General features: G+C 68.4%; 19 protein-coding genes. 12 read left to right on the top strand and 7 right to left on the bottom strand.

The window, feature by feature from the left end:
• Window positions 1-60: 60 nt before the first annotated feature.
• From ASG73_RS16475 to ASG73_RS16455, 5 genes are all read left to right on the top strand, one after another.
• The gene (locus ASG73_RS16475; protein WP_055997933.1) at window positions 61-1,035 is read left to right on the top strand and encodes an ABC transporter ATP-binding protein; all 975 of its coding nucleotides are present in this window, start codon (window positions 61-63) and stop codon (window positions 1,033-1,035) included.
• Complete coding sequence (locus ASG73_RS16470; RefSeq protein WP_156466359.1) at window positions 1,032-1,832, top strand: ABC transporter permease; 801 nt, start codon at window positions 1,032-1,034, stop codon at window positions 1,830-1,832. The genes ASG73_RS16475 and ASG73_RS16470 overlap by 4 nt, the downstream gene beginning before the upstream one ends.
• A 209-nt stretch (window positions 1,833-2,041) precedes the next feature.
• The gene (locus ASG73_RS16465; RefSeq protein WP_055997930.1) at window positions 2,042-5,815 is read left to right on the top strand and encodes a multifunctional oxoglutarate decarboxylase/oxoglutarate dehydrogenase thiamine pyrophosphate-binding subunit/dihydrolipoyllysine-residue succinyltransferase subunit; all 3,774 of its coding nucleotides are present in this window, start codon (window positions 2,042-2,044) and stop codon (window positions 5,813-5,815) included.
• Window positions 5,815-6,000, top strand: a complete 186-nt coding sequence (locus ASG73_RS16460) for a DUF6104 family protein (RefSeq protein WP_055997927.1) — start codon at window positions 5,815-5,817, stop codon at window positions 5,998-6,000. Before ASG73_RS16465 ends, ASG73_RS16460 begins: the two co-directional genes overlap by 1 nt.
• Before the next feature lie 46 nt (window positions 6,001-6,046).
• Entirely contained in the window at window positions 6,047-6,706 is a 660-nt protein-coding gene (locus ASG73_RS16455; protein ID WP_235499495.1) for a GDSL-type esterase/lipase family protein, read from the top strand.
• Window positions 6,707-6,818: 112 nt separating this feature from the next.
• Here ASG73_RS16455 and ASG73_RS16450 read toward each other — a convergent pair whose 3' ends face one another.
• From ASG73_RS16450 to ASG73_RS16440, 3 genes are all read right to left on the bottom strand, one after another.
• The gene (locus tag ASG73_RS16450; RefSeq protein WP_055997924.1) at window positions 6,819-8,102 is read right to left on the bottom strand and encodes a nucleotide sugar dehydrogenase; all 1,284 of its coding nucleotides are present in this window, start codon (window positions 8,100-8,102) and stop codon (window positions 6,819-6,821) included.
• A 92-nt stretch (window positions 8,103-8,194) separates the two neighbouring features.
• Window positions 8,195-9,196, bottom strand: coding sequence for a dTDP-glucose 4,6-dehydratase (gene rfbB / locus ASG73_RS16445; protein ID WP_055997921.1), 1,002 nt, complete (start codon window positions 9,194-9,196; stop codon window positions 8,195-8,197).
• A 1-nt stretch (window position 9,197) separates the two neighbouring features.
• Entirely contained in the window at window positions 9,198-10,688 is a 1,491-nt protein-coding gene (locus ASG73_RS16440; RefSeq protein WP_082567340.1) for a sugar nucleotide-binding protein, read from the bottom strand.
• A 45-nt stretch (window positions 10,689-10,733) separates the two neighbouring features.
• On the opposite strand from ASG73_RS16440, the gene rfbA reads away from it, so the two are divergent.
• Both rfbA and ASG73_RS16430 read left to right on the top strand, forming a co-directional pair.
• The gene (gene rfbA, locus ASG73_RS16435) at window positions 10,734-11,597 is read left to right on the top strand and encodes a glucose-1-phosphate thymidylyltransferase RfbA (protein ID WP_055997919.1); all 864 of its coding nucleotides are present in this window, start codon (window positions 10,734-10,736) and stop codon (window positions 11,595-11,597) included.
• 80 nt (window positions 11,598-11,677) lie between these two features.
• Complete coding sequence (locus ASG73_RS16430; RefSeq protein ID WP_156466357.1) at window positions 11,678-14,641, top strand: hypothetical protein; 2,964 nt, start codon at window positions 11,678-11,680, stop codon at window positions 14,639-14,641.
• Window positions 14,642-14,647: 6 nt separating this feature from the next.
• Here ASG73_RS16430 and ASG73_RS16425 read toward each other — a convergent pair whose 3' ends face one another.
• Complete coding sequence (locus tag ASG73_RS16425) at window positions 14,648-15,751, bottom strand: SGNH/GDSL hydrolase family protein (protein WP_156466356.1); 1,104 nt, start codon at window positions 15,749-15,751, stop codon at window positions 14,648-14,650.
• 127 nt (window positions 15,752-15,878) lie between these two features.
• Here ASG73_RS16425 and ASG73_RS16420 point away from each other — a divergent pair, with 127 nt between their 5' ends.
• From ASG73_RS16420 to ASG73_RS16405, 5 genes are all read left to right on the top strand, one after another.
• Window positions 15,879-17,732 (top strand): glycosyltransferase family protein, encoded by a 1,854-nt coding sequence (locus ASG73_RS16420; protein WP_055997910.1) that lies wholly within the window; start codon window positions 15,879-15,881, stop codon window positions 17,730-17,732.
• Window positions 17,729-19,567, top strand: a complete 1,839-nt coding sequence (locus ASG73_RS16415; protein ID WP_055997907.1) for a hypothetical protein — start codon at window positions 17,729-17,731, stop codon at window positions 19,565-19,567. The genes ASG73_RS16420 and ASG73_RS16415 overlap by 4 nt, the downstream gene beginning before the upstream one ends.
• Entirely contained in the window at window positions 19,564-19,710 is a 147-nt protein-coding gene (locus tag ASG73_RS18005; protein WP_156466355.1) for a hypothetical protein, read from the top strand. The genes ASG73_RS16415 and ASG73_RS18005 overlap by 4 nt, the downstream gene beginning before the upstream one ends.
• Complete coding sequence (locus tag ASG73_RS16410) at window positions 19,710-20,690, top strand: DUF6270 domain-containing protein (RefSeq protein ID WP_055997904.1); 981 nt, start codon at window positions 19,710-19,712, stop codon at window positions 20,688-20,690. The genes ASG73_RS18005 and ASG73_RS16410 overlap by 1 nt, the downstream gene beginning before the upstream one ends.
• 189 nt (window positions 20,691-20,879) lie before the next feature.
• The gene (locus ASG73_RS16405; RefSeq protein ID WP_055997901.1) at window positions 20,880-23,141 is read left to right on the top strand and encodes a glycosyltransferase family protein; all 2,262 of its coding nucleotides are present in this window, start codon (window positions 20,880-20,882) and stop codon (window positions 23,139-23,141) included.
• On the opposite strand, the gene ASG73_RS16400 is transcribed toward ASG73_RS16405, so the two are convergent.
• The 3 genes from ASG73_RS16400 to ASG73_RS16390 are packed head-to-tail and all read right to left on the bottom strand — an operon-like array spanning window position 23,138 to window position 26,962.
• Window positions 23,138-24,217: a glycosyltransferase gene (locus ASG73_RS16400; RefSeq protein ID WP_200946916.1), complete on the bottom strand. Its 1,080-nt coding sequence runs from the start codon at window positions 24,215-24,217 to the stop codon at window positions 23,138-23,140. The two genes, ASG73_RS16405 and ASG73_RS16400, sit on opposite strands and share 4 nt — an antisense overlap.
• A complete protein-coding gene (locus tag ASG73_RS16395) occupies window positions 24,214-24,921 on the bottom strand; it encodes a hypothetical protein (protein WP_055997895.1) in 708 nt (235 codons plus the stop codon). Before ASG73_RS16395 ends, ASG73_RS16400 begins: the two co-directional genes overlap by 4 nt.
• A 1-nt stretch (window position 24,922) precedes the next feature.
• Window positions 24,923-26,962, bottom strand: a complete 2,040-nt coding sequence (locus ASG73_RS16390; RefSeq protein WP_055997892.1) for a glycosyltransferase family 2 protein — start codon at window positions 26,960-26,962, stop codon at window positions 24,923-24,925.

Genomic DNA, 26,962 nt, shown 5'->3' with positions numbered 1-26,962 from the left:
TGTCCGGGCTCACGACGACTGCAAGGATTGCGGCGACATCAACAGATCAAGGGGACCTCCATGACCACCACGGGAGCGCGCGTCGAAGTACGCAACCTCACCAAGAGGTTCGGGGGCTTCACGGCCGTCGACGACCTCAGCTTCAACGTCGAGCCGGGTCGGATCACCGGCTTCCTCGGCCCCAACGGCGCGGGCAAGACGACGAGCCTGCGGATGCTGCTCGGCCTGATCCAGCAGTCCTCGGGCACGGCGACCATCGACGGCCAGACCTACGCCGACCTCGACCAGCCGCTGCGCCACGTGGGCTCGGCGCTCGAGGCCACCAACTTCCACCCGGGCCGCTCGGGCCGGGACCACCTGCGGGTGCTCGCCGCGACGATCGGCGCGCCCGACAGCCGGGTCGACGAGCTCCTCGAGCTGACCGGCATCCCCGCCGCCGCCCGCAAGCGCGCCGGTGGGTACAGCATGGGCATGCGCCAGCGCCTGGGCCTCGCGGCCGCGCTCATCGGTGACCCGCGGCTGCTCGTCCTCGACGAGCCGGCCAACGGCCTGGACCCCGAGGGCATCCGCTGGTTGCGCGGCTTCCTGCGCCACCTCGTCTCCGAGGGGCGCACCGTCCTGATCTCCAGCCACCTCCTGCAGGAGGTCGAGCAGACGGTCGACGACGTCGTCATCATCGCCAACGGCAAGCTCATCAAGGAGGGCACGGTCGGCGACCTGCGTGGCGCCGCGACCTCCCTCGTGCGCACCACCGACACCGACTCGCTCCTCGGGGCGCTGCGCGTCGCCGACGTCGAGGCGATCCGTCAGGACGACGGCGCGATCGTCGCCGAGACCGAGGACCTGCGCCTCATCGGTGACGTCGCGATGCGGGCCGGCTTGCCGGTCCACGAGCTGCGTCCGCTCGCTGCGGACCTCGAGCAGCTCTTCTTCTCCCTCACCGAGGGCACCAACCGCAACCTCGGTGACGCCGAGGGCCAGCCGGCTCCGGTCATGACCGACGCGGTTGACGGCCACGAAGGAGCAAACCTGTGATCGGCGCCATCAAGTCTGAGTTCCGCAAGTTCTTCTCCACCCGCATGTGGTGGGGCATGGCGATCGCGATCCTGCTCCTCAGCGCCGTCTTCGCGCTCGCCTTCGGGTTCCTCTTCACGATGGACCAGGCCGGGGTCCCGCCCGAGGCCCAGATGAACAGCGACCCGACCAATGTCGCCAACTCCGTCTACACCGCTGGCCTGGGCGTCGCGTACCTGCTGACACTCACCGTCGGTGTCATGCACATCGGCAGCGAGTACCGGCACAAGACGATCACGAGTACCTTCCTCGCGACGCCGCGCCGCGTCCGCGTCATGGCGGCCAAGGTCATCTCGCTCCTGGCGATCGGCGCGATGTACGGCGTCGTCTCGCTCATCGGCTCGGTCGGTGTCGGGGCGCTCGTCCTGGCCAGCCGCGGCGCCGAGGTCTTCCCGAGCGCCGAGGTCGGGCGCACGCTCGTGCTCAGCCTGCTCGTGCTCGGCCTGTGGGCGCTCATCGGTCTGGGCGCCGGCATCCTCATCCCCAACCAGGTGGCGGCGCTGCTCATCTCGGTCGCGGTCGCGTGGATCGTCGAGCCACTCATCGGCTTTGGCCTGCAGCTCTTCGACTGGGGCGGCGAGGTCGCGCAGTTCCTCCCGTCGTCCGCGACCCAGGCGATCGTCAGCGGGGTCAACACCAGCGGGATGGGCAACGCCGACCAGCTCAGCTGGTGGGCCGGAGCGCTCGTCCTGATGGCCTACGCCGCTCTGCTGGCCGGCGTGGGGACGTTGATCACCACCCGCAAGGACATCAGCTGACGAGACACCTCTACCTGCGATGAGTCGTCAGGGACCGTCCTCCGTTCGAAGGGGGGCGGTCCCGTCGTCGTGATCCGGGGGGTCGGAGGTCGGCTAATGGCGTTCGTCACGTTAGGCTTGCCCCGGTGGGTCCGCGCTGACTTCGGGCCCTGATTCTCGACTGTGACGAAAGAGGCGTATGCGCCGTGCCTGACCCCCAGGATGGCTCCGTGTCCCTGAACGACTTCGGCCCCAATGAGTGGCTGGTCGATGAGCTGTACGAGCAGTTCAAGAACGACCGCAACAGCGTGGACAAGGCGTGGTGGGAGTTCTTCGAGAACTACACGCCGGGTCAGTCCGGTGGTGGCAACGGCACGAGCGCGAAGGGGGACTCCCCCGCCTCCCCGCAGGCCCCCGCTGAGACCAAGGCCGCACCCGCGAAGTCCGAGCCGGCCAAGGCCGCGCCGGCGCCCGCCGCCAAGAGCGAGCCCAAGTCCGCTCCCGCGCCCGCCGCGAAGAAGCCCGAGCCCAAGGCGGAGCCTGCCAAGGCCGCTCCTGCCAAGGCCGAGCCCAAGGACGAGGCGGAGGAGCCGCAGGACGTGCTCACCCCCCTTCGCGGAGTTGCCGCCCGGGTCGTGACCAACATGGAGGCCTCGCTCGAGGTCCCCGTCGCGACGAGCGTGCGCGCCATCCCGGCGAAGCTGCTCATCGACAACCGCATCGTCATCAACAACCACCTCAAGCGCAGCCGCGGCGGCAAGATCTCCTTCACCCACCTCATCGGCTACGCGCTGATCAAGGCGCTGCGCGAGATGCCGGAGATGAATGTCGGCTTCACGACCAACGACAAGGGCAAGCCCGTCGTCATCCAGCCCGCGCACATCGGTCTGGGTATCGCCATCGACCTGCAGAAGGACGACGGCACCCGTCAGCTGATGGTCCCGGCGATCAAGCCGGCCGAGACGATGAACTTCAAGGACTTCTGGAAGGCCTACGAGAAGGTCGTCGGCAAGGCGCGCGACGGCAAGCTGACCGTCGACGACTTCCAGGGCACGACGATGTCGCTGACCAACCCCGGTGGCATCGGCACGGTCCACTCGATCCCGCGCCTGATGAAGGGCCAGGGCGCCATCATCGGCGTCGGCGCCCTCGACTACCCCGCCGAGTGGCAGGGCGCGAGCACCGAGACCCTGAACCGCAATGCGGTCTCCAAGCTGCTGACGCTCACCTCGACCTACGACCACCGCATCATCCAGGGTGCGCAGTCCGGCGAGTTCCTGCGGGTCGTCCACCAGTACCTGCTGGGTGCCGACGGCTTCTACGACGAGATCTTCTCCAGCCTGCGCATCCCATACGAGCCGGTGCGCTGGGTCCAGGACATCTCCACCACGCACGACGACGACATCAACAAGGTCGCCCGCGTGCAGGAGCTCATCCACTCCTACCGGGTCCGCGGCCACCTGATGGCCGACATCAACCCGCTGGAGTACAAGCAGCGCCACCACTCCGACCTCGACATCACCACCCACGGCCTGACGCTGTGGGACCTCGAGCGTCACTTCGCCACCGGCGGCTTCGGCGGCGAGCCCTTCCTCAAGCTGCGCAAGATCCTCGGTATCCTGCGCGACTCGTACTGCCGCACCACCGGCGTCGAGTACATGCACATCCAGGACCCCGAGCAGCGTCGCTGGATGCAGGAGCGGGTCGAGGTCGGCTACGCCAAGACCACGAGCGACGAGCAGCTGCGCATCCTGCGCCGCCTCAACGCCGCCGAGGCCTTCGAGACCTTCCTGCAGACCAAGTTCGTCGGGCAGAAGCGCTTCTCCCTCGAGGGTGGCGAGTCGGTCATCGCCGTGCTCGACCGGATCCTCTCCCGCTCCGCGGAGGAGGGCATGGACGAGGTCTGCATCGGCATGCCGCACCGCGGCCGGCTCAACGTGCTGGCCAACATCGCCGGCAAGTCCTACGGGCAGATCTTCCGTGAGTTCGAGGGCCAGGTCGACCCGCGGTCGGTCCAGGGCTCCGGTGACGTCAAGTACCACCTGGGCACCGAGGGCGAGTTCACCGCCGAGTCCGGTGACACCACCAAGGTCTACCTCGCGGCCAACCCGAGCCACCTCGAGGCGGTCAACCCGGTGCTCGAGGGCATCGTGCGCGCCAAGCAGGACCGGCTCAACCACGGCGGTGAGGACTTCCCCGTCCTGCCGATCCTCATGCACGGTGACGCGGCCTTCGCCGGCCAGGGCGTCGTCGCGGAGACCCTGCAGCAGAGCCAGCTGCGCGGCTACCGCACCGGTGGCACGATCCACGTGGTCGTCAACAACCAGATCGGCTTCACCACCTCGCCCAACTTCAGCCGCTCGTCCGTGTACTCCACGGACGTCGCGCGGATGATCCAGGCGCCGATCTTCCACGTCAACGGTGACGACCCGGAGGCCTGCGTGCGGGTCGCCGAGCTCGCCTTCGAGTTCCGGCAGAAGTTCCACAAGGACGTCGTCATCGACGTCGTCTGCTACCGCCGTCGCGGTCACAACGAGGGCGACGACCCGTCGATGACCCAGCCGCTGATGTACAAGCTCATCGAGTCCAAGCGCTCGGTCCGCAAGCTCTACACGGAGAGCCTCATCGGCCGCAAGGACATCACGACGGAGGAGGCCGACGCCGCGCTGCGTGACTACCAGTCCCAGCTCGAGCGGGTCTTCGTCGAGACCAAGGAGGCCCTCAAGCAGAGCCCCGACGCGGCCTCCGACCAGCCCGGCTCGAGCGACGCACCGGACAATGCCGGCCTCGAGCGGCCGGCGGCGCAGACGAGCGACAAGCCGATCCGCTCGGCGGACGAGACCGCGATCTCGGAGACCGACCTCAAGCACATCGGTGACATGTTCGACTCCCCGCCTGCGGAGTTCACGATCCACCCCAAGCTGCAGCAGGCGATGCAGAAGCGCGCCGCCTCGGTGCACGACGGTGGCATCGACTGGGGCACCGGCGAGATGCTCGCCGTGGGTTCCCTCCTCATGGACGGCACCCCGGTGCGCCTCACCGGTCAGGACACGCGTCGCGGCACCTTCGTGCAGCGCCACGCCGTGCTCGTCGACAAGAGCAACGGCGAGGAGTGGACGCCGCTGAACTACCTCGGCGGCGGCCAGGCCCGCTTCTGGGTCTACGACTCGCTGCTGTCGGAGTACGCGGCGATGGGCTTCGAGTACGGCTACTCGGTCGAGCGGCCCGACGCGCTCGTGCTGTGGGAGGCCCAGTTCGGTGACTTCGCCAACGGCGCGGCCACGATCATCGACGAGTTCATCTCCTCCTCGGAGCAGAAGTGGGGTCAGAACTCCTCGGTCGTCCTCCTCCTGCCGCACGGCTACGAGGGCCAGGGACCGGACCACTCCTCGGCCCGCATCGAGCGCTTCCTCGCGATGTGCGCGCAGGAAAACATGACGGTGGCCTACCCGTCGACGCCGGCCAGCTACTTCCACCTGCTGCGTCGTCAGGCCTACCACCGTCCGCGTCGTCCGCTCATCGTCTTCACCCCGAAGTCGATGCTGCGGCTGAAGGCCGCGAGCAGCATGCCCGAGGACTTCACGCAGGGCACCTTCCGTGCGGTCCTGCCGGACATGACCAGCCCGAAGGGAGACGACGTCACCCGCGTCCTCATCGCTGCGGGCAAGGTGACGTGGGATCTCGAGGCCGAGCGCAAGAAGCGCGGCGACGAGCAGACCGCGATCCTGCACCTCGAGCGCTTCTACCCCCTTCCGGGTGAGGCTCTGATCACCGAGCTGGCGAAGTACCCCAACGCGGACATCGTCCTCGTCCAGGAGGAGCCGGAGAACCAGGGTGCGTGGCCCTTCCTGGCCATGAACCTCCCGGCCGACCTCGCGGCCCACGGCGAGACCCGCGCCCTGCGCGCGGTGACCCGCCCGCCGAGCGCCTCCCCGGCGGCCGGCACGGCCAAGAAGCACGCCCAGGAGCAGGCTGAGCTGATCAGCCGTGCCTTCGATCGCTGATGTACTTCACCGATCGCGGCATCGAAGAGCTCGCGGATCGGCGAGGTGAGGAGCAGGTCACTCTCGAGTGGTTGAGTGACCAGCTCCGCACCTTCGTCGATCTCAACCCCGAGTTCGAGACGCCGGTCGAGCGACTCGCGTCGTGGCTGGCACGCCTCGACGACGAAGAGCTCGACGACGAGTAACGTCGGCCCGTACCCCGCACCCCAGATCACTCAGGAGCACCTCGACGTGAGCGCCCACCCGATGACGGACGCAGCCGGCAACGAGTTCACCCCCAGCGCGACCTTCGGCACGGAGGACGGGCGAAGGGAGATCGCGCTGGTCTTCATCGGCGACAGCTTCGTCGCCGGTGTCGGGGACGAGAAGGCGCTGGGCTGGACCGGTCGGGTCATGGCCCGCACCGAGGTGCCCGGCGCCCTCGTGGCGCACTACAACCTCGGGGTGCGCGGTGAGACCGCCGGTGGGGTGGCCGAGCGCTGGCAGACCGAGGGGGCGCGCCGGTTCCAGGGCGTGAGCGAGCGTCGTCTCGTCGTGCAGCTCGGTCACGCCGACGTGCTGGCCGGTACCTCGATCGCCCGGCTGCGGCTCAACCTGGCCAACATCCTCGACGAGGCCTCCAGCCAGGGTGTCGCGGCCTTCGTCGTCGGCCCTCCCCCGGCTGCCGATGCCGAGACCAATGACGCGCTGCGTCAGGTCGTCGAGGCCCAGCGTGACGTCTGTGACCGGCGCGGCGTGACCTTCGTCGACACCTTCACCCCCCTGGCCGGTCACGACCAGTGGGAGTCCGACATCGCGGCCTCGATCGATGGTGTGCACCCCGGCCAGGCCGGCTACGGCCTGATCGCCTGGCTGGTGCTGCACCACGGTTGGGGCGAGTGGATGGGCTGAGGCCCTTCGCGGGTCCTAGCACCCTGTCGATGGACAAGAGCGGGGCAGTGCCGATGTCGGCACTGCCCCGCTCTTGCTTGGGCGGACGCCCTCGCGGGCGCGTCCGCCTTGCTCAGAGTCGCCGGTGTCCCTGCCCGCGCGGCAGGAAGCCCTTGAGGTCGAAGATGGCGTGCGCCGTGGGGTCGGCGTAGGCACGCAGCTCGTCGGCGCCGCGCTCCTTGAACACGTCGTGCGCCACAGCCAGGACGATGCCCTGATAGGCACCCTTGACCGGCTCCTCGACCAAGTTGATGCCGTACTGGTGACTGGCCTCTGCGGCGTCCGCCCACGGGTCGTGGACATCGACCGTGATGCCGAACCCCTCGAGGTGCCTCACCAGGTCGACGACACGCGTGTTGCGCAGGTCCGGCGTGTTTTCCTTGAAGGTCAGGCCCAGCACGAGGACCTTGGCGACGCGGACGTCAACGCGCTCACGGATCATGGCCGACAGCAGTCCGTCGGCGACGTACTGCCCCATCGAGTCGTTGAGGCGACGTCCCGCCAGGATGATCTCGGGGTTGTAGCCCACCGACTGCGCCTTGTGCGCGAGGTAGTACGGGTCGACACCGATGCAGTGACCCCCCACCAGACCGGGGCGGAAGGGGAGGAAGTTCCACTTCGTGCCAGCAGCCTCGAGTGCGTCGAGGGTGTCGACGCCGAGCTTGTCGAAGATCAGTGCGAACTCGTTGATCAGGGCGATGTTGACGTCACGCTGCGTGTTCTCGATGATCTTGGAGGCCTCGGCCACCTTGATCGACGACGCGAGGTGCGTCCCAGCCGTCACCACCGTGTTGTAGAGGTCGTCGACGAAGCGGGCAGCGTCCGGGGTCGAGCCAGACGTCACCTTGGTGATGTTCTCGAAGCCGCGCTCCTTGTCACCGGGGTTGATCCGCTCGGGGCTGTACCCGACGTAGAAGTCCTCGTTGAAGGTCAGTCCGCTGATCTCCTCCAGGAGGGGGACGCACTCCTCCTCGGTCGCACCCGGGTAGACCGTCGACTCGTAGATGACGACGTCGCCCGAGCGGAGCCCGCCCGCGACCGAGCGGGTCGCATCCAGCAGTGGGGTGAGGTCCGGCTGCTTGTACTCGTCGATGGGCGTCGGAGTGGTGACGATGTAGACATTCGCCTCGCTCAGCGCCGCCGGGTCGGCGGTGAAGGTCAGGCGCGCCGCCCCCTGCAAGTCCTCTGCCGCCACCTCGAGCGTCCGGTCGAACCCTCGGGACAGCTCATCGATCCGACGCTGGTTGATGTCGAGCCCGGTCACCGGGTAGTGCTTGGCAAAAGAGACCGCCAGCGGGAGACCCACGTAACCGAGGCCGATGACTCCGAGGTGGATGTTGGCCGGAAGAGCAGTCACGTGATCGATTCTCCTTGTAGGCAGCAGGCCCTCTCCCTGAGAGCGCCAGCGGCCATGCTACAGATCACCTTCGGACCCGAATGACACGCGGCTCACAGCATCTTTTCCGTCGCGGCATACCGCGCCTCGGCAGCGGCCTTCTGCGGCCGCCACCAGGTCTCGTTGTCCCGGTACCACTGGATCGTCGCGGCGAGCCCCGAGCGGAAGTCGCGGTACTGCGGCTGCCAACCCAGCTCGTCGCGCAGCCGGGTCCAGTCGATGGCATAGCGGCGGTCGTGCCCTGGGCGGTCGGTCACGTGGTCGAAGTCGTCACCCGGCCGGTCCATCAGCTCGAGCACCTGCGACACCACGCCGCGGTTGTCGACCTCGCCGTCGGCGCCGATGAGATAGGTCTCCCCCATCTGCCCGCGGTCGATGATCTCCCACACGGCACTGTTGTGGTCGTCGACGTGGATCCAGTCACGCACGTTGAGCCCGTCGCCGTAGAGCCGAGGCCGACGTCCGTCGATGACCTCGGTGACCTGGCGAGGGATGAACTTCTCGACGTGCTGGCGCGGGCCGTAGTTGTTGGAGCAGTTGGAGATCGTCGCCTCGATGCCGAAGGAGCGCACCCACGCCCGCACGAGCAGGTCGCTCGCCCCCTTGGTCGAGGAGTAGGGGCTTGAGGGGTTGTAGGGCGTCCCCTCGGTGAAGCGCTCCGGCGAGTCGAGCGCCAAGTCGCCGTAGACCTCGTCGGTGGAGATGTGGTGGTAGCGCACGCTGTGGCGCCGCACAGCCTCGAGCAGCTCATAGGTCCCGACGACATTGGTCTGCACGAAGGGGCCCGGCGAGGTGAGCGAGTTGTCGTTGTGCGACTCCGCGGCGAAGTGGACGACCACGTCTGAGTCCGCCACGAGCGAGTCGACGAGCGCGCCGTCCTGGACGAGCCCCTCGACGACGCGCACGTCACCGAGCACGCCCTCGAGCGAGGACCTCGAGCCCGCGTAGGTCAGCGCGTCGAGGACGGTGACGTCGACGTCCTCGCGCGTCGCGAGTGTCTGGTGGACAAAGTTGCTCCCGATGAACCCGGCCCCCCCGGTGACGAGCACACGCATGTCAGTCCCCCTCCGTCGTCGATCCCTGATGGAGGCGCGATCCTGATCCCTGAGGAGGCCGCTCGCTGCCCTCTCGAGTTGCCGATCCCTGAGGAGGCCGCTCGCGGCCGTCTCGAAGGGTCGCGACATACCCCCGCAACGCCTCGATCTGACCCGTCGGCTCGAACCCCGTTGCTGTCAGTTTCGCAAGCGACAAGGTCGAGTGCGTCGGCCGCGGCGCCATCTCCTTGCCCGCCCCGTACTCCGCAGTCGTCACGGCCGTCACGTCCTCCCGCGAGCGCCCACACAGGGCGAAGACCTCCCGGGCGATCTCTGCCCAGGTCATCGACTCCCCCGACTGCGAGACGTTGTACGTACCGAAGGGAGCGCCTCGCTGCACCACGTGCATGGTCGCCGCAGCGATCTCGTCGGCGAAGGCCAACCGCCCCCACTGGTCGTCGACCACCGAGGGCGAGACCCCTTCGCGCGCCAGCCGCGCCATCGTCGCGACGAAGTTGCCTCCGCCGCCCACCACCCACGAGGTGCGCAGGAGGTAGTGCCGCGGCGCGACGGTGACGGCCAAGTCCCCCGCGGCCTTGGTGCGGCCGTACTCGCTGATTGGGGCGAGTGGCTCACCCTCGTCGTGTTCCTCGGCCCGACCGTCGAAGACGTAGTCGGAGGAGTACTGCACGAGCGTGAAGCGGTCAGTCCCTGCCCGCCGGGCGAGCTGCGCGGGCAGCTCGGCGTTGAGCCGCCACGCCAGACGGCCCCCCTTGGGCGTCTCCGCGTCGTCCACAGCAGTCATCGCGGCAGCATTGATCACGAGGTCGTGACCACTGAAGTCGTAGGCCTCAACCGCGGCCGGGTCGGTGAGGTCGAGCTCGTCGCGGGCCGGGGCCACCGCGTCAGGCAAGAGTCGCAGCAGGGCCCGCCCCACCTGCCCACTGCCTCCGAGCACGAGCGGAGGCCGGGGAGCGAAGGGGGTGACCTCCGCGAGCGTCGGGTTCGCCCTGTCCTTGTCACTGATCTCGCTCTGCGACAACGGGATCGGCCAATCGATTGCGGCCGTCGGGTCATCGAGGGCGAGCGCGGGATAGACGAGGTCCGGGCGCCAGTGCTCGTTGACGAGGTAGGAGTAGATCGTCTCGTCGGCGAGTGCCTGGTAGGAGTTACCGACCCCTCGGGGCACGAAGACCGCGACGCTCTCGTCGATCTCGATCGAGTAGGTCGCGCCGAAGCTCTCTCCCTCACGCAAGTCGACCCAAGCACCGAAGACCGAGCCGTGGACCACGGTGACGAGCTTGTCCCACGGCTCGGCGTGGATGCCACGGGTCGCACCGCGCGCGGCGTTGTGGGAGACGTTGTGCTGGACCGGGCCGAAGTCCGGCAGCCCGAGCGCCGTCATCTTCGCCTGCTGCCACGCCTCGGTGAACCAGCCGCGGTTGTCGCGGTGGACCAGCCGGCGCACCATGAGGAGCCCCGGGATCTGCGTCCGCTCGATGGAGACGTCCATGACGGGAGGCTATCGGCGATCGCCGTCACCCCATACGCTCGCCCCATGCGCGGCATCATCCTCGCCGGGGGCACGGGGTCCCGGCTGCACCCGATAACCCTCGGCATCTCGAAGCAGCTCGTCCCGGTCTACGACAAGCCCATGGTCTACTACCCGCTGAGCACCCTCATGCTGGCGGGGATCCGAGACGTCCTCGTCATCACCACGCCGCACGAGGCGGAGCAGTTCACCCGCCTTCTCGGTGACGGAGAACGCTTCGGGATCTCAATCACCTACGCAGAGCAGCCGAGCCCCGACGGGCTCGCCCAGGCGTTCCTCATCGGCGCCGACCACGTCGCTGGCGAGACCGCCTCGCTCGTGCTCGGCGACAACATCTTCTACGGGCCGGGTCTGGGCACCCAGCTGCGGCACTTCGACGGGCTCGATGGCGCGGCGGTCTTCGGCTACCAGGTGGCCGACCCGCGCGCTTACGGGGTCGTCGAGTTCGATGGCGGAGGGAGGGCCCTCACCCTCGAGGAGAAGCCGGCCGAGCCGCGCAGCCGCTACGCCGTGCCCGGCCTGTACTTCTATGACGAGTCGGTGGTGGAGCGGGCGCGCACCCTGCGCCCTTCGGCTCGCGGTGAGCTGGAGATCACCGACCTCAACCGCAGCTACCTCGCCGAGGGGCGGCTGCACGTGGAGGTCCTCCCCCGCGGCACTGCCTGGCTCGACACGGGCACCTTCGCCTCGCTCAACGACGCGAGCAACTACGTGCGCACCCTCGAGAATCGGCAGGGGCTCAAGGTCGGTTGTCCCGAGGAGGTCGCCTGGCGCATGGGCTTCATCGACGACAACGGCCTGCGCGAGCGCGCCGAACCGCTCGTCAAAAGCGGCTATGGCCAGTACCTGCTGGACCTTCTCGGCCACTGAGCGCCACGACCGCGCCGGAGTCAGCACCAGAGGTTAGGCTCGCGGAGGCCCCACCACCCACTGCTCGGAGCACCGCTGAGATGAGGACGCTACGTCTCCTGGCGCTCCCGGTGCTGCTTGTCCTCACCCTCGCCGCGCTCACCGCGTGGGCGCTCTGGTGCGAGGACCCGCCGGTACCCGTGATCGGCCACGCGGCCTACGAGGACTTCGAGACCCGCGTCGCGACCCACCCGACCTGGACCTTGTCACCGCCTACCCAGGGCGAGCTCATCCGGTCCAGCGAGCACGCGTCTTCGGGCGGGCACGCTCTGCTCGTGGCCGACGAGGTCGGCTCGGGCGACGCGCGGGCCCGGTGGTCGTACTTCGAGACCGCGCCGGGTCGGCACCACTATGTCGGGGCACGCGCCTTCCAGACCGACGGCCACCAACAGTTGCGGGTGCGGTGGATCGACGAGCGCGGCACGACGGTCGGGCATGCCGCCACCTCGACCACCGGCACCATCGACGCGTGGCAGCGCGTCTCGCTCGACCTGACCGCGCCGGAGGGCGCGCGTTACGGCGAGCTGCAGATCGCGTCGACCCGAGCCGGCGCGAGTCGCGCATGGTGGGACGAGGTGACGGTCACCGACTCGTCCGTGGCCAACTCCGGCTTCGAGACTGCTCCCGCCGACGCCGGCTCCGACCCCGTGCTGGGATGGAAGACCAGCACCACGGGCGGCACGTCGGCGACCCGCTCCTTCGACCGCGCGCGTCTTGGCCGGTGGTCCCTGCTGCTGACCGACGAGACCACCACCGGCGCCGCCAGTGCTACGAGCGACAGCATGCGCGTGCAGCCCGGTGTCACCCACACCTTCCGTGGCTGGGTGCACCCGGTGAGCGGCACCACAGCCGTCGACGTGCTCTGGTACGACGACGAAGGTCAGCAGGTCGGGACGAACACCCTCTCGGGCACGCGTCCCGTCGGCCGCTGGAGCCTCCTCACGTCGAGCGCCGTCGTCGCGCCGGACAACGCACAATTCGCCGCACTCCGGACGAGGACGTCCGTCGCCGGCACCGGCACTGCCTCCTGGGACGTCCTGAGCCTCACCCCGACTCCCCCGGCACCGGAGCCGACCTTCACGACCAGCGACCTCGGGCGCCCGCTGCAGAGCGAGCCGCGCACCCGCACGAGCGCGGTCTTTGTCCACGAGGGCCGAGTACAGGTCGCTTCCGTCGTCACTGGGTCCCCCGCCGAGCTGCAGGTCGTCGACCTCGAGTCGGGGCGGTTGACGGACCGGGTCCCGCTGCCGGGGACGACCAACGGTCACGCCGTCGTCGTCGGCACGGACGGGCGGGTCTACGTCGGCGGCGACGGTGGCACGGTCTTGCGGTGGACGCCCGGTACCGGCTCGGCGCAGGACCTCGGGAAGCCGACCCCTTCGGCCACCACCGTCTTCGACCTCGCCGTCGCCCCCGACGGGACTGTGTGGGGTGGCAGCTACCCGCGCGGCGAGCTGTGGCGCATCGACCCCGACACGGGCCGCTCGACCAACCTCGGGGCCGTGCGGCAGGGCCAGGAGTACGCCCGCACCATCGCGGTCGACGAACGCCACGTCTATGTCGGCGTGGGGTCCTCGCAGCCCTCGGTCGTCCGGGTCGACGTGGACCATCCCAGCCGACGCACCGTCATCCCGCTGCCGGGCAGGACCCCCTCGGGCGTCATCACCGAGCTTGATGTGCTCGGCCGGTACCTCGCGGTGCGTGTGCCCGCCGGCACGCGCCCGGACGGGTCGCCACGACCGACCGAGCGGCACCTCTACGACCTGACGGCACGGTCGTGGGACGTCCCCGCCAACGTCACCGGCCAGACCCCGACACCGCTCGACAGCCGCGGACGCTTCCACTACATCGCCGAGGGTCGGGTCCGGTCGGTGGACTCCCGCACCGGCACCACCACGATCGGGCCGCCCACGACGACGAAGGCCGGCCGCGACCGCCACATCGTGCGCGCGAAGATCGACGGGACCAGCGGCGAGTGGCTCATCGCGGTGGACCCGACCGCGCAGATCATCTACGCGCACCTGCTGGACAGCTCCGATGACCGGCGCTTCTCCCTTCACCTCCAGCCGGGTGCGCTGCCGCTCAAGGCGGTTGTCGAAGGAAGTGACGGCACGGTCCTCGTCAGCGGTTACGGAGGCTCCGACCCCACGGTCGTCGACGTCGCGACAGGCTCCGCTCGGCCCCTCGTGAGTGGGCAGGCAGCGCCAGAGCTCGGCGAGCTCGAAGGAGGGATCCCGCTGCGCGGCGTGCAGTACCTCGGCACCTACACAGGTGCGCGCATCTGGCGGCACGACCCGGCGCAACCGGTCGTGGCGGGCCGCAACCCGCTTCTCGTCAGCGCGCTGGGGGCCGCCCAGTGGCAGGACCGACCGACAGCGTTTGCCACCGACGGAGAGCATGTCTACGTGGGCACCGTCCCGGCCTACGGCACGCTCGGCGGCGGCCTCGGCACGATCGACGGGACGACCATGCGCAGCTTCAATCGCGACATCGTCCCAGGCCAGGCGATCGTCTCCCTCGCGGCGCGCGACGGAATCGTCTACGGCGGAACCTCTCGTTGGGGAGGGCTGGGCGCGACGCCCATCACACCGACGGCTCAAGTCTTCGCCTACGACACGCGTGCTGACCGGATGCTGTGGTCGGTGGCGCCGGGCGACGGGACCCAGTCGATGGGGGCCGTCGTCATCGGCCCGCAGGGCACGCTCTGGGCGGCCGACGGGGGCACCTTGCACGAGCTCGACCCGACGAACGGGGAGACGCTGCGCTCGATCACCGTGGACCCCACGCCGACCGCGGACCGCCCCACGTACCGCGACACCGACCTGGTGAGCCACGGTGGGTACCTCTACCTGCGCGCCCGGGGCCGGCTGCACGCGGTCGACCCGGTGAGCCTGCGCATCGCCACCCCGCTGGGACATGGGGTCACGGCCCGCGGCCTGGTGCGGGTCGGCGACCGGTTGGTCGTCGGAGCCGGTGACCGGCTGGTGGCCGTCGACGTCGGGTGAGGCGGTTCAGCCTCCGGAGCCGCTGGCCGCGCTCTCCCCCATCGTGGACGCACCGGGAGTCAGGTCCTCGCTGGAGGTCGGGTCGCTCGTCGTCGTTGGGTCCACCGGCGGCAACTCGGTGGTCGAGGTCGGCTCCGCGGGCGGCGGCTCGGGGGCAATGGTGCTGGGCGGCACGAAGGTCGGCGGCACGTCGGTGGGAGCCGTCTGGGTCGGGGCGGGCGCCTGCGTGGTCGTCTCGGGGATCGGGACCTCGGTCGTCGTGGGCTCGGGGATCGCCTCTGTCGGGGGGACCACGGTCGGCGTCTCGGCGGCGGTCGTGGAGCTCGAGGCCTTGCGACCGCGGCCGATGAGCCGGTCGAGGACCGTCCGAGCCCACAGGTCGGCGCCCTGCTCGGTGAGGTGGCTGTCGGCCCACTCCGACCGCAGCTGGACGCCTTCGGCCTTGACGAAGGCCTTGTTGACGTCGATGGTCGGCACCCTGTTGCGCTCGGCCCACGCCTCCTGTCGCGCCCGGACCGTCCGACCGGATCCGTCCGCCGCGACGGGCTGCAGGACGATCGCCACGGTCGCTTCGTGCGCCTGCCTGCGGACCTTCTTGAGCAGGTCGTTGAGGTCACGGTCCAGACCCTTGGTCGTCGTCGGCTGGAAGCTGATGACGACGACGTCAGCGTTGCGCGCGACGAGGAAGCGCAGCCTGTTCGCGGCGTAGCTGATCGAGCTGCCGGCGACGGATCCGTTGCGCAGCCACAGGCGCTTGCCGGTACCGGACCGGGTCGGGTCGGCGTACTTCGTCGGGTCGGAAGGCTCGAGAGCGCTGTAGCTCACCGTGCGGGGTCGTTCGAGCGCGATCGTCGCCATTCGCTGGACCCAGCCCGTCTCGCCCGTGCCTTCGTCGCCCCCGAGGACGACGACGAAGGGATGTTCGTCCTCCTTGAGGACTGTCGCCGGCTCGGCGAAGGTCGGGGAGGAGGACGAGGACGACGAGGAGGTCGGCGCCTCCGTCGTCGACGACGACTCGGACACCGCCGACAGGTCGGGCCGCCCCTGGAGCCACACGACGAGGCCCACCACGAGGGCAACATTGACAAGGACCACGACCAGACCGGTCATGACCCCCTTCATACGTGTGCGCCTCACAAGACACCAGTATGACCCACGCGTCCCATGGGTTCGCAGCCAAAGGTGGGTGGGGGCTAGGTTGACACCGGTCGAGTGCTCCCCGGGGAAGGCCTGTCAGATGTCGTTGTCCACCGCGCGCTCCGCCTTCTGGCACCTACGCCACGGCGGGATCTCACAGGTGCGCACGTGGCGCCGCCGCCAGCGGATGCAGCAGGGCGGGGTCGCCGTTCGGGAGGACGCGGAGCTGCCGGAGTGGCCGATCCCACAACGTCCACCGCGCCGCCCCGACCTGCGCGTGGCGGTTGTCCTCGACGACTTCAGCCGGCTGGCGCTGGCCCCGGAGTGGCAGCAGATCGAGGTCACCCCAGCGGGGTGGCGCACCCAGGTCGAAGGGGGCGTCGACCTGCTCTTCGTCGAGTCGGCGTGGCACGGCAACGGCGGCACGTGGCGCTACCAGCTCACCGGCAGCAAGGCCCCCTCCGCCGAGCTCGTGGCGCTGGTCGAGCACTGCCGGTCCGTCGGCGTGCCCACCGTCTTCTGGTGCAAGGAGGATCCGGTTCACTTCGACGACTTCGTCGACACCGCCGCGATCTTCGACCACGTGCTCACGACGGACGTCGAGATGCTGCCGCGGTACCGCGAGCGGCTGGGCCACGACAGGGTGGGTGTCATGCCCTTCGCGGCCCAGGAGCGGATTCACAACCCGATCCGTCCCCAGCAAGGGCACGCGAGCCGCGACATCGCCTTCGCCGGCATGTACTTCGCGCACAAGTACCCCGAGCGGCGCGAGCAGATGGATCTGCTGCTGGGCGCGGCCGACCGGGTCTCCTCGCGGATGGAGCACGGGCTGGAGATCTTCTCCCGCTTCGCGGGCGGCGACGCCAACTACCAGTTCCCCCCGCCGCTCGACGCGCGCGTCGTCGGGTCGCTGAGCTACCTGCAGACGCTCACGGCCTACCGGTCCTTCAAGGTCTTCCTCAACGTCAACTCCGTCGTGGGCAGCCCCAGCATGTGCGCACGGCGGGTCTTCGAGATCTCGGCGTGCGGCACCCCGGTGGTGTCGACGCCCAGTCCCGCGCTCGACGCGTTCTTCCCCGACGACGAGGTCGTGCGGGTCAGCGAGCCGAAGGACGCCGAGTGGATGCTGCGTGCGCTGGTGCGCAGCCCGCTGCTGCGCGACCACATGGTCCACCGCGCGCAGCGCCGCATCTGGCGCGAGCACACCTATGCCGCGCGCATCGACGACGTGCTCGCCCAGATCGGGCTGCAGGAGCACGTGCGGACCTCACGCACCGTGACGGCCCTCGTGTCGACCAACCGACCGCACCAGCTCGAGCACGTCATCGCCCAGGTCGGGCAGCAGCGGGACGTCCGGGTACAGCTGGCTCTGCTCATGCACGGCTTCGACGAAGAGACCCGGGTGCGCTCGCTCGCCGCCGAACACGGCATCGAGGACCTCCTCGTCCTGCACGCCGAGCAGGAGGCGAGCCTCGGCGCGTGCCTCAACCGACTCGTCGACGCAGCGACCGGCGACGTGGTCGCCAAGATGGACGACGACGACCTCTACGGCGAGTACTACCTCTTCGACAGCCTGCAGGCGCTCGACTACTCCGGCGCTGACGTCGTCGGCAAGCAGGCCCACCAGATGCACCTGCAGCAGCAGGGCGTGCACATCGTGCGCTTCCCCGAGCGCGAGCACCGGTTCACCGACTTCGTCGCCGGACCGACGATGGTCATGCCGAGGCCAGTCGCCCTGGAGCACCGCTTCCCCGACAGCCAGGTCGGCGAGGACAGCGAGCTGCTCCGGCGGGTAGTCGACTCCGGCGGGCGGGTGTACTCCGCAGACCGCTTCGAGTTCGAGCAGGTGCGGCGCGGAGCCGGCGAGCACACGTGGGACGCGAGTGACGCAGAGATGCTGGCAAACGCCGACGTCCACGGCTTCGGCACGATCCGAAGAGGTCGGGCTCGATGACCTTCACACCGAAGGATGCTGCCCCACTCGACGGCGGGATCGCCCCCGGGACGGTCGTCGTCGTGGGCGCCCTCGACGGGCTCCCACGACCCGCGGACCTCATGACGCTGAGCAACGGCCTCCACGTGCGCTGGTCGCGTGGCGCGCAGACGGCGACCGGTGCCGAGGGACGCGTCTCGCTCGACGGCGTCGCGATCGCCGACGGCCGGCTCCTGCGCTCCGGCGAGGACCTCCAGCAGGTGTGGGGCGGGCGTGATCCGGTGACCTTCGCCCACTGGTGGGGCCGGCACGCGCGCCAGGCATCCTGCGCCTACGTGTGGCACGCCCCCACCCAGCGGCTCGTGGTTCTGCCCGACGCGCTCGGCGGTGCCACCGTCTTCGTCCACGAGGTCGGCGGCGTGCAGGTCCTCTCCTCCGACTACGCCGCCCTGATCGAGGTGCTCGACGACCTCGGACTGCGCCCGGGCAAGGACCTCATGTACCAGGTCGAGCGCACCGTCTTCGGCAGCGGCGGGCTCTACGAGACGAGCCACGAGGGTGGGCGCCGAGTCCCGACCTTCACCCACCTCGACATCACCTCGGCCGAACTGCGCGAGGTCCGCTACGACGTGGCGCCGGTCCTCGACGAGCCGCGCAGCTATTACGAAGGTCTGGCCTCGGTGCGCGCCGACGTCCTCGACTCGATCGCGGCCATCGCCGCAGCCCCGGCCGAGGAGCGCATCGCCCACCTCACCGGCGGCTTCGACTCCCGCATGGTGCTCGGCGCGATCCTCGAGGCGGGTGTGCAAGACCGCTTCGAGTTCTTCTGCAGCGGCCCGCCGGAGTCCCGCGACCGTGAGGTCGCCGACGGCCTGGCCCGCACGCTGGGGCTCGTGCGCTCCCCGTCGGCGGGGCTCGTCCCGCACCGCTTGGGCAGCTTCGCCGACCAACAGCTCGCTCTGCTCGGGTACACCGCCGGCATGTCCAACGTCGGGCCGACCGGCACTGAGGACCCGCTCGATGTCGTCGCGGCCGGCGGCGGCTACGGCGAGCTCTTCCGCTCCTTCTACACGCACGCCATCCCCGGGCAGGGCCCATCCCCGTGGGCCGACGGGCACGCGCTGATGACCGCCATGGTGGGCTCCGCCCCTGACCAGGGCATCCTCAGCCCGCACGCCTTCGATCTGCTCGCTGGTCGCCTCACCGATCTGCTCACGGGCATCCACGACTCGGGCGTGCCCGCCGACTTCGTCGGCGACGTCTACTACTCCGACGTGCGCAACCGTTACCACATGGGCGCCACCTCGCTCAGCTGGAGCCGTGTCGGGGCACGGGTGAACCCGCTCTACTCCGTCTCTGCGCTCCAAGCGGCGTGCGAGCTCCCCGGGCTCGCCCGCCGGGCCAACGTCCTGGGCTACGACCTGCTCGAGTCCTTCGGCCACGACCTCTCGCGGTACCCCTTCGACAAGGATCGCTCCTCGATCGAGTACCGGCGGCAGCGACGACCGCGGCGCGGCCTGCCCTTCGCCGACGGGCAGATCACGTGGTCGACGAAGCCCGCTCGTCCCGCGAGCGGCCCCACCCCGGCACCGATGTCGGCGGAGCGCCGCGAGACCGTCCTGCGACGGGCCAAGGCGCTCGACATCATCTACTGGCAGTCCGTCAACCTCGAGTCGACCCAGACGGTGCTGCGACGGGTCCTCGAGCAGACCGACCTGAGCACCTACACCGACGTCGTCAACGTGTCGTACCTGCAGGACCTCGCCCGCACGGGCACCTGGAACCGCACCCGGGTGCGCCACCTGTACTCGGCCAGCGCCATGCTCATGTGGTTCGGGGACGAGTCACAGCCATGAGCACCCTGCCCGGGGACAGCGACTACACGAGGTACCTACCGGACGTGCTCCGTTGGAAGTCCATCGAGCAGTTCGTCGCCGCCCCGACATGGTCGACCGGGGTGCACGTCGTCATGCTCCCTCCGGCGCTCACATCGACATGATGCTTGCCGGCGACTTCACGACGATCGCAACCGGTCGTGGCGTGCCCTTCGTCCTGTCCGGGGCGGTGTCCAAGCGGGAAGGGAGACCCGGCCCGTTCTTCTCCGGCATCGGCCTGGGTATGAGTCTGCAAACCCCCTTCGTCGCGATCAGCGACCCGACGCTCACCGTCGACCCCGTGCTGCGTCTGGGCTGGTACGCCGGGCGCGCCGGCGAGGACGTCCAGGGGCACCTCGCCTGCTCGAGGATCTTCAGCGCCGGGTCGACCGCCCCGTGCTGCTCGCGGGCGGCTCGGGTGCCGGCTTCTCCTGCATGCTCCTCGGCGCGCGGCTCGACGTCCCCGCCTCAGCCATGGTGTGGAACCCGCAGACCGACCTGCTCGACTACGACGAGGGTCCCGTCCTCGACTACCTCTGCGTCGCGCTCGGGCTGGAGCGGGCAAGCGTCACTGCGATGTCCCGGCAGCGACCTCCGCGGCGAGGTCGACGACATCGCCGGCCGCACGAGCATCGCCGCGACCCGGGAGGCCGACGGGAGCGCGCGAGCTACCGTCGTCTGGGAGGGGCGCCCCTCCCGCTACGGCGGTGTGACCACCCGGTTCGAGGTCGTCGACCGTCACGGCACGGTCATCTCCAGCCACCTGCAGCGTGACAACGCCCTCGTGCTGCTCGACGCAGATCCTCGGGCCGTAGGTGTGCGAGCACACCTGCGTGATGGGTTCCTGCACGAGATCGTCACCGTGCCGGGCGGTTTCACCCGCACCCCGCAGCGGGTGCGGGTGCTCGTCACGGGCAGCCAGGCCACGCGGGACACCTTCGCCTTCCTCGACCCCGGCCTCTTCCGCCTCGATGCCTTCGTCGCCCGGCAGAGCCTCATCAGCGCCTTCGGCCCGGCCGGAGAGCCGCCCTTCGATCCGTCGGTCCTGCTGAGCGCCTTCCAGCGCCGGATGGTGGAGGGAGACGCTTGCTCACGTGCTCCATAGCTCTGGTTGGCGCTGACGTTGTTTCGTCATATCGAGATGGCGGCAGGTACGCGCGGGACGCAGGCACCGAGAGGGAGGCGACGCAGACGTCGCCTCCCTCGATGGATCCCCCTCGTAGGTTGGACTACCTTTGCTCCAGCAGTCCCACTGAACCGGCCAGGACGGCCGGGATGCGTAAGTTGAGGAGTCATGGAACCACAGCAGTACCCTGATGGGTTGACTCGGGACGTCATACGCATCCGGGAGCCGCATTTCGAGTTCGAGTCGTTGGGTGACTTTCTAACGCTGGCGGAGGCGCCCTCCGGTCTCTACGCCATTCCAACCAGTGCCGGCGTCTTCACCGATGCGGTGTATTGGGACACGGGTGCCGACACACTCATCGTCGTCTTCAACGCCTCGGGCTTCGCCGCCCCAGGCATTCGCCCCGGTTTCAACGGCATGTCCATGTTCGCCCAGTGGCGACGAGCAGCGCGGGCCAACTTCCTCTTCGTACACGACGCGACGCTGTACCTGAGCGGCACGATGAGCTTGGCCTGGTACGCGGGTGCAATCGGTTTCGATTACACGTCGGAGCTACGTCAGGTCATCGACAAGTTCGTCGAGCTGTCCGGGGCACGACGTGAGCTCTACTTCGGCATCAGTGGTGGCGGCTTCGCGGCGCTGCGGTACAGCGCGTCGTCCCCCGGGAGCCTTGCAGTGGCTGTCAATGCCCAGACGGACATCCTGCGGCACTCCGACACCCTCAAGGACGCATTTCTCGAGCGCTGCTGGACGGTCGACGGTCAGGTCAACACGGCCGATCTTCGGCACGACGTGTGCGTTGACTACGCGGACGGTCCTGCAAACTTCGCCTACTGCCTCACCAACACCACCGACGAGCATCACCTTCTGGACCATCTTCAACCCCTGATCGAGGCAGCGGCGCCACACGGGAACGTCCAGACGTTGGTCCAGCACTGGGGTGCCGGACACACCGCACCTCCGCCGGGCTATCTCCTTCGATTCCTCGACTCTCTGCTCAGTCTCGTCGCGACGGGCGAGCAGTTCCCTCAGGTCCTCGGAAGCGCTGTGGTTCGGTCACGCGAGGAACTCGAGTCGCTGATCTGCTCCAGCCCTTCACCGCACAGGCGGGAACTCTTCCGTGGGAAGGCAGCCCTGCGTGGTGGGTCCATCTTCCCTCTGGTCGACGGACTGCGAGAAACCATCGACATCACGATCGCGACCGACGATGATGACGCGAACAACACGGCACGCGTCGAATTTCGGTCTGTCCGCCCCCACCCGGCGGGCGTGGAACACTACGGCCTGACGCCCTTCGAGTTGGGGTACACGGCGACAGTCCCGCTCAGCGGATCGGCGCCTCGAACGTCCAAGGTGTACATCCCGGCCGGGATGAAGATTCAGGAGATCGGGCTCAGCGGCGCCGAGCCAGACGCCCAGCTGACTCTCACCTCGCTGGCCGTCACTAGCTATCCCCTCCAGCCCTCACGACTGGAACCTCCGAACCGACCCGTCGGAGACGACTCACCGACTCGGCGCCTCGGTGACGTGCTCACGGTGGACATCGAAACGTCCGCCACGCGTGGTCCGAACGAGTTGCTTTGGGGCGACTATCACTATGCGATTGCTCTGGCCCACGCTTTCCGACAGATGGGGCACACCGCAACCGTGGTGCGAAGGGAAGAGCCTCAGACTCGCGACGCCGACGTCGTTGTCCAGCTACGAGGCACCACTCCGCTCCCTGCGCGGGACGGCGCCCTCAACGTCGTCTGGGTGATCAGTCACCCAGAAGAGGTTGGACGCGACGAACTCTTGTCCGCCGATCTGGTGTACGCCGCTTCCCGACAGTGGGCACCCTGGGCGGATATCGACATCACACCCCTCCTCCAGTGCACGGACGCCGGACGCTTCCATCCATCGACGGCGCACGTTCGTCATCCTGCGGCGGGCCGCCTGCTCTTCGTCGGTAACGCACGCCCAGGCGGCCGGAAGATCGTGAACGACTGCCTCCAGCTGGGACTCGAGCCGCTCGTGTACGGAGCGGGTTGGGACGAGTTCATCCCGTCGTCACTTCTCGGGGGTCATTACCTCCCCAACGAACAACTCCCCTTCGCCTATGGCCAGGCCGCGTGGGTACTCAACGATCACTGGGAAGACATGGCCAACCACGCTTTCGTGTCGAATCGGCTCTTCGATGCCACGGCGGCAGGAGCTGCCTGCATCTCGGACCCGGTATCGGGCATCGACGACATCTTCGACAGTTCCGTCCGAACCTACGAGAACCTTCACCAACTCGAAGCGCTGCTGACGGGCCATCGGCCTGATCCAGCTACGTTGGCGACCACCTCGGCGAGAATCCGCGCTCAGCACACCTTCCTGCGACGCGCCCAGCGCATTGTCGCGGACGTCAGAAGCTTTGCAGACGGGCGCGGAACCGCCGGGCGAGCCTAGATGATTTGGAGCGCCCCGAGCATTTGCCCATCGACGACTCCCTGTGCATTCGTCCGCCGCAGGATGCTTCGATTCAGCTCCAAGGTCTCGCTGTACGCGCCAGGCTTGAGGAGGTCTTCGAGGTCACGGTCGACCGGAGTTGGCGTAAATCTCGGGCAACCGTGATCCCCGAAGTTGCTGAAGATGCCGGCACGCAGGTTGCGTCCCGCTTGGACCCCTAGGTTGTCTCGAGCACCGGCGCCGATCGTCAGCGTCCCGGCAGCAACGGATCGGACGCCTCCCATCCCCGCCATCACCGAGACGGCTGCGGCGTTCAGTGCAGAGGGGATCGACGACGGGGGAACCCACCCGTGGAAGTTCACCTTGCCCGCCCCGAGGTCGCCGAGCATGAGCCTGTAGGCACTCTCGAAGTAGGCGCGCTCCGGCCCATCACCGTAGACATCGATCTCCCACGCGACGTCCGGATACGCCTTGAGACACGCAGCTAACGCGTCGCGGACGACGTCGATCTGCCGGATCTTGTCGACAGCGAGCCTCGAGGCCGTGACGATGCGTCCCGTTCCTGATGCAACCTTCGCCTCGATGTCATGAATCGGGAGGTCGAAGACCGCTTCGTCCACGCCGTTGGCCACCAGTGCGCACTTCCACGGCTCGACCTTGCCGATCTGCTGCACGAAGTACATTAACGAAGGGCTGGCCGCGGCCACGGACTCTGCTTCGCCGGCCCACTCGTACATGAAGTCGTGGTACGCGCCGTGGCACATCACGTGAACCGGAGCCCCTATGCGTCGTCCTGCGTCGAGCGCAACCATGCGCGCCTGCGGGGCATGAGCGAAGAAGAGGTCCACATCCGAGGTCTCGGACACGATGCGGGTCGTTGCCTCGTCCAGACGGGTCCAGTCCACCGTGAGGAACTCCGCGCCTGTGGCCCGCGCCCGGCTCTCGAAGGTCTCTCCAGACCCCACCATGGTGACGCGGTGTCCGTGCCTTCGCAGCGTACTAGCCGCGTCTACGGTCCACTCGTGCACTCCGCCCCAGTCGGCCACTGTGCGGACGGGCATGACGACGTGACTCAACGAAGTTCACCTCCGGGTGCGCGGAGGCCATGCGCTCGGTCGATGCCAACGGTCCCAGCGACAGCGAAGGAATCCACGAACGACAATGTGACTCCCAACGGACAGGTGAGCGCTCTGGCACGCGTCTCGAAGTCCGGGTCGGCCACCAACCCAAGACGCGGAATGAGGATCTCGTCGCACCGAAGTCTCTCGGCAACAAGCAGGGTCGTCACGATCTGGGCGGCGAGATCCGCTGTAGTCTCCGCGCTGCGACCATCATGAGCGGACGCGGCGAGGACAAACCGTCCCGTGGAGAACAGCCGTCCGGAGTACGTACCGAGCGGAACCGGAGCAATGACAATGCTCCTGCGCTCGCCGTCTCCAGAGCCTGTTGACCATCCCTGGCCGGACCAGTCGAGGACTGCTGTCAGACCAACTCCTCCCACAGTCTCTCGCAGTTGGCGGTCCGAGGACATGGTCAACCCTTGATCCCCGAACTCGCGCAGCAGTGCGCGAGCAACCGGACCGCTGACGCCGGCTCCTCCGACAGTCATTCCTTCGACGAGCCGGTGCGGGGCGATAAGGGCGATGGCCACCACGGCCACGTCCGCGGAGGGGGTGACCGGCGCATCCACGACCAAGAGCGCGGTCATCTCAGAATCGACGTCACGTGAGATCCCGACCGTCGTCCGACCGGAGCTGTCCCAAGTTGTTGCGGCGTGCATCTCAGCCTTCCTCTCCCAAGGTGATCATGGAAGGGGCGGGGCGCCCAGTCGTCACCAGATGCGTTAGCACTGTCGGATGCTGCCGATGCATCCACCGAAGGGCCTTCAGCGCGGCGTCGTCGTCAGCGAAGAAGAAGCCGAGCAACTTGACTCTCCCGTCGAACCTGCTGGCAGCTGCCACTCGGATCGCGGCATAGGCCTCACCGAAGGAAGGAGCGGTGAACCCGTCGTCCGGAGTCTGGAGCACCAAGCAGCTCCGCTCGGGAGCCCGAGTCCGAAGCAGCGCCGCCAGCCTCTCGAAGGCTGAAGCGGAAGCCACCGGCAACGCGTGCTCGTTTGCCTCGTCGGAGGATCGAAGTTGCGCCGTCAGTCGAAGCTCAGGCACCCCGCAACGGCGGAACTCGACGAGGTCCGCGAACGAGATCTCACCGATCTCACCGATCTCGGTCCGCAGCCTTCCGGTCTGGGCGTCGCGCTCTTCGAGGATGTAGTTGAGGACAGGCGGCATGTCGAGCTCGAAGAGCCGCTGCGTCACGCTGCCGGTCACCTTCGCCTGGCGAACCACGAGGTCGTCAGGCAGCCAAGGGCCATAGGTCTGGAAGAGGTCCTGACCCTCTCCGATCTTGGGGTAGTGCAACTGTTTCCCGGCCGCCTTCAGCGCCGCAACATCGGCCGGGCCCGCGGACAAGGTGTTGGCGAAGATCGTGAGGATGTGTCCCGCCTTCTGCGTAGCGGCCTCGACATTCGAGATCTGACCAGCGTGAACTCGTCTGAGGTACTGCACGTCCTCGGTGTGCCGCCATCTGACCCCGTTCCAGGCCAAGCGGGTTGCCAAGTTGTGATCGACGGAAGAGGTGAGGCCCTCGTCATATCGGTTCGAGCGGATGAGGTGAGTCGGGAGGGTCCAGGTCCCGTGCCCCGGGCCCTGACCCGAGAAGGCATTCAGCGCGACACCGAAGTCTTTCTTGGTGAGGAACCGCCGCAACTCTCCGGATTTCTCGTCGAAGTTGACCCACGCCCCATAGGTGGCGTCGACACCTCGGCGAAAGGTCGCCAAGCCCTTCTCAAGGCGCCACGGCAGCATGATGTCGTCGTCGTCGTGCACTGCCGTGAACCATCCAGCGCTCTTGTCCGCGGCCAGATTGCGGGCAGCGGAAATCCCCCGGGCTTCCTGCCGCAGGTAGGTGATCCTCGGATCCGCGAGCTCAGCCACGACGTGCCGCGCCGAGTCATCCGTCGAGCCGTCGTCGACAACCACGACCTCGAAGTCCTGGAAGGTTTGGAAGAGAACGGACTGCAAGGAGTCGCGCAGGAAGCCCGCTCGGTTCCTGGTCGAGATCGCTACCGACACCAGCGGCTGACGCAGACTCACGGGGACCGCCCAATCCCGGAGGTTGACGAAGATCTCCTCGCGGGCGTCCACCTCGGCGTAGGTCTTGTTCAGTGTCGCAGCTGGCTCGTGCCAGATCGACGACTCGTAGCTGGACGGAAAGCGGGTCACGAAGAGATCGGTGCCCTCCACAGCGCGGACGGGGACACCGAAGTCCCGTGCCCGCCTTGTCAGGTCCCGCAGCCCCACCGCGGTGTGAACCGACTCGTCAAGACCCCGCAGCAGAAGAAAGGTCTCCCGGTCGCAGAGCAGTGCCCCACCGGGAGTGGCTGAAGGCGAGGCCGAGCGGATTCCCTGCCCTGCGTCGACGCGGCGGTCAAGGACGGCCCACTGGCGTCCGGCACAACCATCGGCGAGCTCAACCATGGGTTCGACTGCTCGGCCTTCGAGCATGGTCTCGCCCTCCAGGACGAGGACGATGTCGCTGCTGCTGAGGCCAACCGCAAGGTTGACACCTTGGGTCGGTGACAGGTCGCCCTGATCCACGATAGAGACGCCCGCCGGCACGTCCACGTAACGTGACCGCCCCTCACCCGGCAGCAGGAGGGACACCTCGACGTGGCCCGACTGCGCACTGGCCGTGAGGGCAGCCCACGCATCTGACCCCGGAACAGGTGGGTGCTGGACGATGATGTTGACGAGAGCACTCAT

Origin of the sequence: Janibacter sp. Soil728 (assembly GCF_001428305.1) — a bacterium.
GTDB lineage: Bacteria > Actinomycetota > Actinomycetes > Actinomycetales > Dermatophilaceae > Janibacter.
The sequence above is the reverse complement of the archived record's forward strand: the minus strand, read 5'-3'. Positions and strand labels throughout refer to the sequence as shown.